Origin of the sequence: Pedobacter frigidisoli (genome assembly GCF_032678525.1) — a bacterium.
Lineage (GTDB): Bacteria > Bacteroidota > Bacteroidia > Sphingobacteriales > Sphingobacteriaceae > Pedobacter > Pedobacter frigidisoli_A.
In genome coordinates this window covers 1-16,717 of the sequence record NZ_JAVTSE010000013.1, presented here as the reverse complement: position 1 = coordinate 16,717, position 16,717 = coordinate 1, and the positions used below count along the sequence as shown (strand labels likewise).

At 45.7% G+C, this 16,717-nt stretch carries 1 protein-coding gene; it reads left to right on the top strand.

Features of this window, described 5'->3' with window-relative positions:
- The first annotated feature begins 14 nt into the window (after nucleotides 1–14).
- On the top strand, nucleotides 15–16,658 hold the full coding sequence (locus R2Q80_RS21805) for a Calx-beta domain-containing protein (protein ID WP_316801641.1): 16,644 nt from the start codon (nucleotides 15–17) through the stop codon (nucleotides 16,656–16,658).
- Nucleotides 16,659–16,717 lie beyond the last annotated feature (59 nt).

The window sequence follows — 16,717 nt, the reverse complement described above, 5'->3', positions numbered from 1 at the left end:
CATTCACTGTGGTATTGTCAAACATCAGTGCAGGACCGACTACGATAGCTACTTCGACAGGTACCGGTACGATTACCGATGACGATGCAGTTACCCTGGTACTCAGCGGACCATCGGCCATTAGCGAAGGTGCAGGAACTGCAACCTACACGGTAACATTAACCGGTACTACTGGCGGATCTATCCAGAATGCCGTTACTGTTCAGGCTAACGTAGCTCCTGGTACAGCATCGTTAACCAGCGATTACACCTTTACTTCTCCAACTACGGTTACTTTCCCTGCGGGATCGGTAGTGGGAGATACCCAAACCTTCACTGTAGGTATTGTTGATGATAACAGGGCAGAAGGACCGGAGACCTATACGGCTTCAATCAGCTCACCAACAGGTGTCGCTACTTTAGGCAACGCCAGCGTAACCACTACCATTAACGATAACGATGCGGTTACTTTAGTATTAACAGGACCTGCGACAGTAAATGAAAACGCAGGAACTGTTACTTATACCGTAACCTTAACCGGAACTACCGGAACAACGATACAGAACGCAGTAAGCGCAACTACCGGAGTAACTGCCGGAACAGCTACCGCTGGTTCTGACTATAACTTTACTGCAGGTACGGTTACTTTCGCGGCAGGTTCAACTGTGGGCGATACGCAAACCTTTACCGTAAGTATTGTTGATGATAATGTTGCTGAGGCTAACGAAACTTATACCGCATTTATCAGTAACCCAACAGGAGTGGCTAATTTAGGCAATGCCAGCGTAACCACTACCATTACCGATAATGATGCAGTAACCGTGGTTCTTAGCGGACCGGTAACTGTAGCAGAAAATGCAGGTGCTGTAACCTACACGGCAACGTTAACAGGAGCGACAGGTACCACCATCCAGAATGCAGTAACCGTAACTACTGGTGTAACTGCAGGTACAGCTACTTTAGGTAACGACTATACCTTTACTTCGGGAACTTTAACCTTCCCGGCAGGATCGGCAGTAGGCGCTACACAAACCTTTACAGTAACCATTGTTGATGATAATTTAGCAGAACCTACCGAAACCTACACGGCTACGATTAGTAACCCTACCGGTGCGGCAACTTTGGGTACACCTGCTTCGGTTAGCACCAGCATTACTGATAATGATGCCTTAACATTTGTATTAACAGGACCAGCTTCGGTAAATGAAGCAGATGGTACAGCAACCTACACCGTAACCTTAACCGGTGCGGCAGGAAAATCGCTACAGGATGCAGCTACAGTAACCACAGGTGTAACGGCAGGTACCGCAACTTCGGGATCTGATTATACTTTTTCATCAAGTGTATTGAATTTCCCTGCGGCTTCTCCGGTTGGAACAACCAGAACGTTTACAGTTTCGATTGTGAATGATCTGATTGCTGAACCAACAGAGAATTACACCGCAACTATCAGTAACCCAACAGGTGTGGTTACCTTAGGTACAGCTGCAGTAACTACCTCGATTGTAGATAATGATGCCGCTACGGTGAGCATTGCAGCAACACCAAACAGTGTGGCTGAAGCAGTAGGAGCTACGGCTACCTTTACCATTACCCTAAGTACAGCAGTACAGGATGCCTTTACCGTAACTTATGGTACAGCCGACGGAACTGCTGTGGCAGGATCTGACTATACGACTACAACGGGTTCGTATACTTTCCCTGCGGGATCGGCTGCCGGTGCAACTTATACTTTCACCGTTCCGATTTTAAACGACAATGTTGTTGAACCTTCTGAAACCTTTATTGCTTCGATTACCAATGTAAGCGGATCGCTGGTAACGGTGGGAACAGGTTCGGCAACCATGACCATTACCGATACAGATGCAGCAACAGTTAAAATCACCGCTGGTGTTGACGGTAACGAAAATGGTCCGGCTAACGGAACCTTTACTGTTAGCTTAAGTGCACCATCATCTACTCCAACTGATGTAACCTTCACTTTAGGAGGAACAGCAACTGAGGGGGATGACTATACTACAGTAACCAAAACGGTAACTATACCTGCAAATGCCACTACGGCAACCATCACCATTCCGGTTAAAACCGATGCATTGGTTGAAGGTACGGAAACTGTTGTAGCTACATTAGCTTCTACCAACAACCCGTCGATCACGGTAAGTTCAGTAGCAGCAGATAAAACTGCAACGATCAATATCCTTGATAACAATGCGGCAACGGTGAGTATTTCGGCTACGCCAACCAGTGTAAACGAAAATGCGGGTACAGCTACCTTTACCGTCACTTTGAATGCAGCGGTGCAGAACAGCTTTACCGTGAACTATGGAACTACTGATGGTACAGCAAAAGCTGGATCGGCATTGGATTATATCGCTACTTCAGGTACGATTACCTTCGATGCAGGATCGGCAGCGGGCACAACCAAAACCTTTACTGTTCCAATCAACGATGATAACCTGGTTGAGACCAACGAAACATTCAGTGCGGTACTGAGCAATGTATCTACACCACTGGTAACCATTGGTACAGGTACAGCTACAGTAACCATTATTGATAACGACAGCTCGGTAGCAAGCATTGCTGCCGGCGTAAACGGCGATGAGACTGGTCCGGTTAACGGAACCTTCGTGGTTACCTTGAGTAAACCATCTTCAACTGATACGGAGATTACCTATACAGTAGGTGGTACAGCTACCGAAGGCGATGATTATACAGCTATTTCACGTAATATTATCATCCCTGCGGGAGCAACAACAGGTACAATTACCATTCCGGTTAAACAAGATAACATTACTGAAAATACCGAATCGGTGATTATTAATCTGGTTTCGACAACCAGCACACTGGTAACCATTACACCAACGGCGGCAGATAAAACAGCTACAATCACCATTCAAGATGCGAACACGGCAAATGTGAGTATTTCTACTACGCCAACTGTAAATGAGTCGGCAGGTACAGCTACTTTCAGTGTAACCTTAAACAATGCGGTGCAAAATGCATTCAGCGTAAATTATGCTACGGCTGACGGAACTGCTATCGCAGGATCGGATTATACATCGACTTCAGGTACCTTAAACTTCCCGGCTAATTCTCCGGCAGGAACTGTACTTACGTTTACTGTACCGATTTTAAATGACAACATTGCCGAGCCTAACGAAACCTTTACAGCTACCTTAAGCGGTATTACCGGAGGAACTGTGGTGATCAGCAATGCTACAGCTACGGCAACCATTATAGATAACGATGCAGCAACAATATCTATCGTTGCCGGTATCAACGGAAGCGAGAACGGTCCGGTTAGCGGAACATTTACGGTAACGTTGAGCAATCCATCATCAACAGATACGCAAATAACCTACAGTGTAGGCGGTTCTGCAACAGAAGGTGATGACTATACTACGATTACACGTACCATTACCATCCCTGCAGGAGCAACTTCAGGAACGATTACCATTCCGGTAAAAACCGATAACCTGGTAGAAGGAACAGAAACAGTGGTAATTAATCTGGTTTCTACAAACAGTGCAGTTGCAACGATTAGCCCGACACCCGCAAATCAAACGGCAACCATCAACATTGCTGATAATACGAAGGCAACCATTACTGTGGCAGCTACTACGAATGCAGCTGAGCCATCAACAAACGGATTATTTACCTTCACGTTAAGTAACCCGTCAACAACCGATACACAGGTAACCTTTGCCGTAACCGGATCAGCTACAAGCGGAACGGATTACAGTGCTTTAGGTACCACAATTACGATTCCGGCAGGACAAACTTCGGTAACCCTTCCGGTAACTGTACAGGCTGATAACCTGGCTGAAGGAACAGAGACGGTGATTTTAACCATGACTGCTGCCACCAGCAACACAGCGATTACAGCAAGTACCACACCTGCAACTGTAAATATTACAGATAACGATGTGGCTACAGTTGCGGTAAATAATGTAACTGTTGTGGAAAATGCAGGTAAAGCTACTTTCACAGTAACCTTAACCGGTAATGTTCAGAATGCCTTTACCGTAAACTTTACTACGGCTAACGGTACTGCCGTTGCAGGTTCTGATTACACAGCCACTACAGGTTCGGTAACCTTCCCTGCGGGATCGGTTAGCGGAGCAACACAAACTTTTGATGTTCCGGTACTTAACGATAACATTGCCGAATTAACTGAAACCTTTACGGCTACGTTAACCGGAGTAAGTGCAGGTTCGCCGGTAACTATTCCTGCTGCCGGAGCAACAGGTACGGCAACCATTACTGATGATGATGTGGTGAGCCTGGCAATCAACAGTGTAACTGCTGCTGAAAATGCCGGTACCATGACCTTTACAGTAACGTTAACCGGAAATACGCAGAATGCAATTTCGGTGAATTACGCTACTTCGGATAATACTGCTGTGGCAGGAGCTGACTATACTGCTAAAACCGGTACAGTTACTTTTCCTGCGGGATCGGTAAGTGGTGCAACACAAACCATTGTAATTGCCATCACGGATGATAATGTAACCGAAGCTTCAGAAAACTTTAAAGTAACCTTAAGCGGAGCAAGTGCGCCTGCCACAATTACACAAGCTGAAGGTATTGGTACCATTACCGATAACGATCCGGCTACTGTGAGCATTTCGGCTACACCAACCAGCATAAACGAAAATGCCGGAACAGCTACTTTCACAGTAACCTTAAGCAATGCAGTGCAAAGTGCGTTTAATGTAAGCTATACAACAGTGGATGGTACAGCCATGCAGGGTAGCGATTACACTACTACCAGCGGAACATTAACCTTCCCTGCTAATTCTGCAGCAGGAGCAACGTTAACCTTTACCGTTCCGATCATTGATGATAATCTGGTAGAAGCCAGCGAAACCTTTGATGCAACAATCAGCAATGTAACCGGTAACCTGGTTACTATTGGAACAGCTACGGCTACAGTAACTATCGTTGATAATGATACTGCAGTAGCTTCGATTGCACCGGGTACCAATGGAAATGAGTCCGGTCCTGTGGCTGGAACATTTACGGTTACCCTGAGCAAGGCTTCATCAACAGATACACAGATTACCTATACTTTGGGCGGTACGGCTACAGAGGGTTCAGACTACTCGGCCATCACCACCAAAACCATTACGATTCCTGTCGGTCAGACTACAGGAACGATTACCATTCCGGTAATTACAGATAATATTGTTGAAGGCACAGAAACAGTAACTGCAACCTTAACAGCAACCAATAACACTGCTGTTACAGTGAGCAATACCCCTGCAACCATCAACATTACAGATAACACCACAGCAACGGTAACTGTGGCTGCAACAGCGGATGGGGCAGAGCCTAACACACCAGGTCAGTTCACCTTTACGTTAAGCAATGCGGCATCAACAGCTACGCAGATTACTTTTGCCGTAAGCGGAACCGCTACAAGTGGTGCCGACTACACTTCATTAGGCACAACGATTACCATTCCTGCCGGACAAACTACAGCAACCCTGTCGGCTCCGGTACTGGATGATAACATTGCTGAAGGTAATGAAACCGTAATCTTAACAATGACTGCTGCGACCAGCAATCCATCAATTACAGCCAGCACTACACCGGCGACAGTAAACATTACCGACAACGATACGGTTACGGCTACCATTACGCCAGGTATTGCCGGTAGTGAGAGCGGTCCGGTTAACGGAACATTTACCGTAACGTTGAGCAACCCGTCATCGCAGCCAACTACCATTACCTATACCTTAACGGGTACAGCAACTGAGGGCAGCGATTACAGTACCATTACCACCAAAACGGTAACCATTCCGGCAGGTGCTACCACGGCTACCATTACTATTCCGGTATTGGCAGATGCTGTAGTGGAAGGAACTGAAACAGTTATTGCTAAACTGGGTACATCTACCAATCCATTGGTAACCGTAGATGCTACACCAGCTTCGATTAATATTACTGATGCCAACACCGCAACAGTAAGCATTTCGGCTACACCAACCAGTGTAAACGAAGCTGCAGGTACAGCAACTTTCACCGTAACATTGAGTACTGCGGTACAAAATGCCTTTACAGTGAATTATGCTACTGCCGACGGTACAGCATTAGCGGGTACTGGATTAGACTATATTGCGACCAGCGGAACCTTAACTTTTCCTGCAAATTCTGCAGCGGGAGCTACCTTAACGTTTACGGTACCAATTAATGATGATAACCTGGTTGAACCGAATGAAACATTCAGTGCAGTTTTGAGCAATGTATCTACACCATTGGTAACCATTGGTACAGGAACTGCTACGGTAACGATAACCGATAACGATACTTCGGTGGCAAGCATCACACCGGGTGTAAACGGTAATGAAACCGGTCCGGTGAATGGAACATTTGTGGTTACTTTGAGCAAACCATCATCAACAGATACGCAGATTACCTATACTTTAGGTGGTACGGCTACTGAAGGTTCGGATTACTCAACCATCACTACAAAAACCATTACCATCCCTGCGGGTCAGACTACAGGTACCATTACCATTCCGGTATTAACAGATGCAGTGACTGAACCGGTTGAAACCGTAATTGCTACTCTGGGTACTTCAAGTAATCCTGCGATAACAGTTAACCCGGCTACGGCAACCATCAACATTCTGGATGCCAATACTGCCAGCGTAAGTATTTCTACTACGCCAACAGTGAACGAGGGAGCAGGTACTGCAACCTTTACCGTAACGCTCAACAATGCGGTACAGGATGCCTTTAGTGTAAACTATGCGACTGCCGATGGTACAGCCATTGCCGGTGCTGACTACACTGCGAAATCAGGTACTTTAACTTTCCCTGCGGGATCAGCTGCCGGAGCAACCATAACTTTCACAGTTGACATTACTGATGATAACATTGCTGAGCCATCTGAAACCTTTACGGCTACCTTAAGTGGTATTACCGGTGGAGTCGTGGTAATCAGCAATGCTACCGCTACAGCAACCATTGTAGATAACGATGCATCAGTAGCTACTGTTACTCCTGGTATTGCGGGTAACGAAAACGGACCGGTTAACGGAACGTTTACCGTAACCTTAAGCAACCCTTCATCACAGCCAACTACCATTACCTACACATTAGGTGGTACAGCTACTGAAGGAAGCGATTTCAGTACGATTGTAACTAAAACCATTACTATTCCTGCAGGTGAAACTACAGGAACCATTACCATTCCGGTATTGGCAGATAATATAGTAGAGGGTACAGAAACAGTTGTGGTGACGTTAACCAACAGCTCTAATCCATTGGTAGCTGTGGGCAACACACCTGCAAGCATCAACATTTTAGATAACACTACCGCAACAGTTACGGTAGCGGCTACCAATGATGGAGCAGAGCCCGCAACAGCTGGATTGTTTACCTTCACTTTAAGTAATGTATCTACGACCGATACACAGGTGAACTTCACTGTAGGTGGTACAGCTACCAGCGGTGCAGATTATACTGCTATCGGAACCAGTATCATTATCCCTGCAGGTCAAACTTCGGTAACCTTATCGGTCCCGGTATTGGATGATAATATTGCCGAGGGTACAGAAACTGTCGTGTTGACGATAGCTGCTGCAACCAGCAACCCATCGATTACAGCAAGTACTATACCGGCAACTGTGAACATTACGGATAATGATACTATTGTAGCTACGATTACAGCAGGAACAACCGGAAGTGAAAACGGTCCGGTTAATGGAACATTCACAGTTACCTTAAGCAATCCAGCTAGTACACCTACTACGCTAACCTTTACTTTAGGCGGAACGGCTACTGAAGGAACGGATTACACTACGGTAACCAAAACCATTACAATTCCCGCCGGATCAACTACAGGTACCATCACCATTCCGGTATTAGCCGACGCATTGGTAGAAGGTACTGAAACGATAATTGCTACCCTAACCAATAGTGCTAACCCACTGGTAACGATCAGCAATACACCGGCAACGATCAACATTACAGATAATACTACAGCTACGGTAACCGTAGCGGCAACTACCAACGGTGCAGAACCAGCTACTAACGGACTGTTCACCTTTACGATGAGCAACCCGTCTACCACGGCTACACAAATTACATTTGCAGTAACCGGTAGCGCTACCAGCGGCGCAGATTACATTGCTTTTGGTACAACTGTTACCATCCCTGCAGGTGCTACTACAGCAACTGTAACTGTACCGGTACTGGATGATAATATTGTTGAGCCAACAGAAACAGTAATCTTAACGATGACTGCGGCAACCAGCAATCCATCTGTTACCGCAAGTACTACCCCTGCAACCGTAAATATTACTGATAATGATACTTCTGTAGCATCGATTGCTCCGGGAGTTAACGGATCAGAAAACGGACCTGTGAACGGTACCTTTATTGTAACCTTAAGCAATCCATCGGCTACGCCAACTACCATTACCTACACAGTTGGCGGTACAGCGACAGAAGGAAATGACTACACGCCGATTGTATTAAAATCAATTACTATCCCTGCAGGTGCTACCACAGGAACCATTACCATTCCGGTATTAACCGATAATATTGTTGAAGGTACTGAAACTGTGATCATCACCCTTGGATCGACAAACAATGCCGCTGTAACTACAAGCACTACACCTGCAACGATCAACATTACTGATAATACGCTGGCTACGGTAACTGTGGCAGCAACAACAAATGGTGCAGAGCCTAACAATGCAGGCTTATTTACCTTTACCCTGAGCAATGTGTCATCAACAAACACAGTGGTGAACTACACGGTAACAGGTACTGCTACCAGCGGTACTGATTATACCTCGATAGGTAGTAGCGTAACGATCCTTGCCGGACAAACTACTGCAACGGTATCGGTTCCGGTATTAGATGACGATATTGTTGAGCCGACTGAAACGGTAATTCTAACCATGACTGCTGCCACCAGCAATCCATCGGTTACAGCAAGTACTACACCTGCAACGGTCAATATCGCTGATAACGATACGGCGGTGGCTACAGTAACGCGTGGCGTAGATGGTAATGAAAACGGTCCTGTAAATGGAACGTTCATTGTAAGTCTGAACCATCCATCGGCAACACCAACTGCGATAACCTTTACGGTAGGCGGTACAGCAACCGAAGGAAGCGATTACAGTACGATTGTTAAAACGGTAACCATCCCGGCAGGCGCTACTTCGGCAACTATCAACATTCCGGTATTGGCTGATGCAATTGTCGAAGGAACTGAGACGGTAACGTTAACACTGGCATCTTCAAATAATCCGGCGATTAGTGTGAGCAATTTGCCTGCGAGCATCAATATCCTGGATAACAGTACAGCTACTGTAAGTATTTCAACTACTCCGGTGATTAATGAAAATGCAGGCACGGCTACCTTTACGGTAACTTTAAGTGCTGCCGTTCAAAACAACTTTACTGTTGATTACAAAACGGTTGACGGTACAGCAACAGCGGGAACAGACTACACCGCAACAGCGGGTACTTTAACATTCCCTGCGGGTTCTGCTGCCGGTGCAACCTTAACCTTTACCGTTCCGGTAATTGATGATAACCTGGTTGAACCAACCGAAACATTCAGCGCTACAATCAGCAATGTTCAGGGTGCAGCGGTAACTGTTGGTACGGCTACTGCTACTGTAAGCATTACCGATAACGATACTGCTGTTGCCAGCATTGCGCCTGGAACCAACGGTAACGAAACCGGTCCGGTTAACGGAACATTTATCGTAAGCCTGAGCAATCCTTCGTCTACAGCAACTGATATTACCTTTACTCTAGGTGGTACAGCTACTGAAGGCACTGATTACACTACGGTAATCAAAACCATTACCATCCCTGCAGGACAAACCAGCGCTGCCATTAGTATCCCTGTATTGGTGGATGCAATTGCTGAACCGATTGAAACCGTTGTAGCTACTTTAGGTACATCGAACAATCCTGCAATTTCAGTAAATAATACACCGGCAAGTATCAATATTCTTGATGCGAATACGGCGAACGTGAGCATTTCAATCAATGCAGCAAGTGTACCTGAATCAGTAGGAACAGTAACCTTATCGGTAACGTTAAACATTGCGGTTCAGAACAGCTTCACTGTAGATTATGCTACAGCAAGCGGAACTGCAACTTCAGGACTTGACTTTACAGCCACCAGCGGAACATTAACTTTCCCTGCCAATTCACCTGCAGGTACAGTACTGAATGTGGTGATTCCGATTATCGACGATAACATCGTTGAAAATTCTGAATCGTTTACCGTTGGATTGAGCAATGTTCAGGGTGCGGATGTAGCGATAGGCGCAAGCCCTGCTACGGTAACCATTGCCGATAATGATACAGCTGTTGCAACTATTACAGCAGATACCAATGGTGATGAAAATGGCCAGGTAAGTGGCGTGTTTAAAGTAACCTTAAGCAATCCATCGGCTACGCCAACCACGTTAACCTTTACATTAGGTGGTACAGCTACCGAAAGCTCGGATTACAGTGCAGTTACCAAAACGATTGTGATCCCGGCAGGTGCAACAACAGCAACCATTACCATTCCGGTATTGGCTGATGACCTGGCTGAAGGTACGGAAACGATAATTGCCACATTAACCAATTCAAGTAATCCGGCTATTACAGTAAGTACAACTCCGGCAAGCATTAACATCTTAGATGAAGATGCCGCTACAGTTAGCATTTCATCTACACCGGTAATTAATGAAGGCGCAGGAACTGCAACCTTCACGGTAACGTTAAGTAAAGCTGTACAGAATGCCTTTAGCGTTGACTATGCAACGGCCAACGGAACAGCGATAGCAGGAACAGACTACACGGCAACTAACGGAACATTAACTTTCCCTGCCGGATCGGCTGCTGGCACTACGCTATCGTTTACGGTACCAATCAATGATGACAACGTTGTTGAGGCTACAGAAACATTCAGTGCAAGCTTAAGCAACATCACTGGTGGTGTAGTAACCATTGCAACCGCAACGGCTAACGTAAGTATTACTGATAATGATACCTCTGTAGCTACGGTAACTCCGGGAGTAGATGGAAATGAGAATGGTCCGGTAAGCGGAACATTCACGATCACCTTGAGCAAACCGTCATCAACTGATACACAGATTACTTTCAGTGTGGGCGGTACAGCAACAGAGGGAACGGACTACACGGCAATTACCAAAACGGTAACTATTCCTGCGGGACAAACCACCGCTACGGTAGCGATTCCTGTGGTAACCGATAACATTGTAGAAGGTAACGAAACGGTAGAGTTAACCTTAACAGGAACAAACAGCTCTCTCGTATCAGTTAGCAAAGCCCCTGCAACCATCAACATTATTGATAATAACAATGTAACAGCGAGCATTTCAATATCGCAGGCCAATATCAACGAATCGGCAGGTACGGCAACCTTTACCATCACGTTAAGTGGTGCAGTACAGGATGCATTTAATGTGGATTACGGAACAGCCGACGGAACAGCGAAAGCAGGAACTGACTACGTGGCCACCAGCGGAACATTAACCTTCCCTGCAGGCTCGGCTGCCGGTGCAACCTTAACTTTCACCGTGCCAATTATTGACGATAACATTGCGGAGCCAACAGAAACATTTGATGGTATCATTACCAATGTAAGTGGTGGATTGGTGACGATCGGTAACGGTAGGGCAACCATTACCATTGCCGACGACGACCAGGCAACAGCTAAAATCGTAGCTGGTACCAACGGTAGTGAAGCCGGACCAGTGAGTGGTACGTTTACCATTGAGTTGAGTAACCCTTCATCTACAGATACACAAATTACCTATACCTTGGGTGGAAGTGCAGCTGAAGGTGTTGATTATACAAACATCGCAACCAAAACGGTAATCATTCCTGCCGGCCAAACCAAAGCAACCATTACCATCCCTGTATTAACAGATAACCTGGTTGAAGGAATTGAAACGGTGGTAGCTACTTTAACTGCTTCTAACAGTGCACTAGTAGTCGTAAATACTACTCCTGCAACCATCAATATTACCGATAATACAACTGCATTGGTAACTGTGGCTGCTACAGCAGATGGTGCTGAGCCAAATACTGCAGGTGAGTTTACATTTACTTTAAGCAATGTTTCAACAACGCCAACGGTAATTACTTACACGGTAAGCGGAACAGCAACCAGTGGAACAGATTATACTTCAATTGGCAATACAGTAACTATCCCAGCCGGACAAACAACGGCCAAGGTATCGGTGCCAGTATTAAGCGATAATCTGGTAGAGGGTACAGAAACGGTGATCTTTACGATGAACGCGGTAACCAATAACCCTGCAATCACGGCAAGCACTACACCTGCTACAGTAAATATCACTGACAGCGGCTCATCTATCGCCACCATCGTTGCCGGTACAAACGGCAATGAAGCAGGACCGCTTAATGGTACATTCGAGGTTCGTTTGAACAATCCTTCGGCGACGGACACGCAGATCACGTATACTTTAAGTGGTACCGCAACTGAAGGAACCGACTACGCGGCGATTACTACCAAAACGGTAACCATACCGGCTGGACAGCTTTCGGCAACTATTACCATCCCTGTACAGGTTGATGGATTGGTTGAAGGACCTGAAACTGTGATTGCAACACTGGTAAGCTCAGGCAATCCATTGATTACAATCAGCAATGTACCAGCCACCATTAATATTGTGGATAATAACACCGCAACAGTGAGCATTTCTACTGCACCTACAGTTAATGAAGACGCAGGTACAGCTACCTTTGTGGTAACATTGAGCAATGCCGTACAGAATGCATTTACAGTGGCCTACGCTACAGCTGACGGAACGGCTACAGCTGGTTTAGACTACACAGCCACCAGTGGAACATTGAGCTTCCCTGCTGGCTCGGCAGCAGGAACTACCTTAACCTTTACGGTTCCGGTAATTGACGATAACCTGATTGAGGCTAATGAAACATTCAGTGCTTCGATCAGCAATGTGAGCACTGCACTGGTAGGCATTGTGACAGGTACAGCAACTACAACCATTATCGATAATGATAGTTCTGTAGCCAGCATTACAGCAGCTAACGATGGTAATGAAAATGGATTGATCAGCGGAAACTTCACCGTTACTTTAAGCAAACCGTCGGCTACCGATACGCAACTAACCTTTACCCTAAGCGGACAGGCGACCGAAGGAACTGACTACACGGCGGTAACACCTAAAACAGTGACCATTCCTGCGGGACAAACATCAGCTACGATTACCATTCCGGTATTGGCTGATGCAGTTGTTGAAGGTAACGAAACGGTAGTAGCAACCTTAACAGTAAGCAACAACCCGCTGGTTAATGTAAATACCAGTCCGGCAACCATCAACATTATTGATGGCAACACTGCAACAGTAACCGTAACAGCTACGGCAGATGGTGCTGAACCAGGCACACCGGGTCAGTTTACCTTTACTTTAAGTAGTCCTGCGTCAACTGATACGCAGATTACGTTCGCCGTAAGCGGAACAGCAACAAGCGGTGCAGATTATACTTCAATAGGTACAACGATTACCATCCCTGCGGGCCAAACATCGGTAACCTTATCAGTTCCGGTACTTGATGATAACCTGAATGAAGGTAATGAAACAGTAATCTTAACCATGACTGCTGCAACAAGCAATGCATTGATTACTGCAAGCACCATACCTGCAACTGTGAACATCAGAGATAACCGTGCTCCGGTAGTAACGGCTCCGGCTATTACTACGCCGGAAGACACAGCTGCCAACGGTACCATCACGGCAACAGATCCTGATGGAAATACATTGACCTTCACGGTGAATACGCCTCCGGCGCATGGTACAGTGACGGTGAACCCTGATGGAACATATACTTATGTACCGGCAAAAGATTACAATGGAACCGACAGTTTCGTGGTAACAGTAAGCGATGGTAAAGGCGGAACAACTCCGGTTACTATCAACGTAACGGTTACCCCGGTTAACGATGCGCCGGTAGCTACCACTCCGGTTAACTTAACCACCAACAAAAACACACCGGTAAGCGGAGCTATTACTGCTACTGATGTGGATGGTGATCCGTTAACTTATACAGCAGGTACAGCGCCGGCACATGGTACAGTGGTAGTTAACCCTGACGGAACATTCACTTACACACCAGCCAACAACTACAGCGGAAACGATACGTTTACAGTAGTAGTAAGCGATGGTAAAGGTGGTGCAACCACAGTAACCGTAAATGTGTCAGTAGCCGCAACGAACGTACCTCCTGTGGCAAGTGCCCCAGCATTGACAACCAGCGAAGGCACGCCAGCTAATGGAAAAATTACGGCAACAGATGCTGATGGTGATGTACTAACCTACACAGTAACTACACAACCAAGTCGTGGCACTGTAGTAATGAATCCTGATGGAACATACACTTATACACCTGCTCCAAATTACACAGGAACTGACGCATTTACTGTTGTGATCAGTGATGGAAAAGGTGGAACAGCAATCGTAACCGTGAATGTTACGGTTACACCTGTAAACCATGCGCCTGTGGCAAGTGCACCAGCCATTTCTACAAATGAGGATACGCTGGTTAACGGAGCCATTACAGCAAGTGATGTGGACGGCGATCCGTTAACATTTACCATCGCTACCCAACCAGCTCATGGTACAGTAGTATTAAATGCAAACGGAACTTATACGTACACACCAGCTGCCAACTACAACGGAGCAGACGTGTTTACGGTAACAGTAAGCGATGGTAAAGGCGGAACAACAACGGTAACCATTAATGTGACAGTAGTTTCAGTTAATGATGCGCCGGTTGCTTCATCACCCGCAATCACAACACTGCAAGACACCCCTAAAACAGGTACAGTAACGGCAAGTGATGTAGATGGCGATGCGTTAACATTTACATTAACTACAACACCGGCACACGGAACAGTAGTCGTAAATGCAGATGGAACCTACACTTACACACCAGCTACTGGTTATTCAGGCACTGATTCGTTCACCATCACAGTGAGTGACGGAAAAGGCGGAAGTGTTCCAGTAACGATTCCAGTAACCATCACAGCAACGGCTGCACCAGCATTTAGCTTGACGAAAGTAGCTACTAATACAGTCAGCAAAGCAGGTGATGTGATTAACTATAACATCATCGTAACCAATACAGGTAATGTTACCTTAACCAATATTACGGTGACAGATGTTGGCGCTGATGCGGGTTCAATTTTACCTGCAGGTATTGCAAGCCTTGCTCCGGGAATTAGTGTAACTGTTACAGCGAAACATACCCTGACATTGACTGAAGTGAATAATGGTTCATTTAGTAACCAGGCAAGTGCAACTGCTTCGACACCAAACGGAGGTACAATCAGCAAGGTTTCTGATGATCCGAATACTCCGGCGGCGAATGATGCAACAGTGACGTCAATTGCGCCAGCTTCAACAATCACCCTGGTGAAAACAGGAACGTTAAGTACCGATGGTAACAGCATTACTTACAGCTTTAGCATTAAGAATACTGGAAACGTTACCCTACATATTGTCAATCTGATTGATGCAAAACTTGGTTTAAACAAAACGTATTCAGGAAATATGGCTCCGGGAGCAATTATTACGGATACTTATGTTTACCAGTTAACTCAGGCAGATAAAGATGCAGGAAGCGTAACCAACTCCGCAAATGTGAATGCCAGAACACCAGCTAACTTACCAGTTACTGATATCTCTGGTACTGCTGAAACAAATGATACGCCAACAGTTACCAGTATACCAAACAATGGTGCCATTGCGTTGATTAAAACCGCAACATTTAGTGGTAACAAGGTGACTTATACCTTTACAATTAAAAATACAGGTTCAGTTACTTTGAATACCATTACTTTAACAGATGCGAAACTGGGCATTACCAATAAGGTGATTACGGTTGCCGGAGGCTTAGCGCCAAATGCGACGGTTACCGATGTGGAAGTGTACACTTTAACACAGGCTGATAAAGACCTGGGTACGGTAACCAATACGGCTACTGTGAATGCGAAAACGACGGGAGGTGCAAATGTATCTGATGTTTCCGGAACACTTGAGAACAACAATACACCTACGGTGATTAACTTCCCTAAATCTCCACGGGCAGTTGATGACATCGGTGGCAATGTATCCGGTTCGCCAAAAACAATTAATATATTGGCCAACGATGATCCGGGTAACTCTACTTTCGATATGTTGACTGTTGAGATTGTTGCTCAGCCTAAACATGGTAAAGTAATAGTGAATGCCGATGGTACAGTGACTTATACACCTGACCCTGGTTTTGTAGGGGAAGAGACATTTACTTACCGCGTGAAAGATGCTTTTGGTTATTACACGAATGTAGCCGCAGTAACATTCACCGCAACGTTTGCGAACATCACAGTGCCAAACTTATTTACACCTAACGGTGACGGCATCAACGATGTGTTCGAGATCAGAGGATTGAATCAGTACCAGTCTAATGAATTACAGATTGTGAACCGTTGGGGTAACGAGGTATTCCATTCTAAAAACTACCAGAACAACTGGACTGGCGAAGGATTGAATGAGGGTACTTACTACTATCTGTTACGTGTTAAAAAAGCAGGTAGCGATGAGGTTGAAGTGTTTAAAGGTTACATTACGTTAATCAGAGCATTTAAAAATTAAGATAAGAGGCTTAGGGAAACCAGGTGTTAAAACCTGGTTTCCCTTTAAGATATTATGAT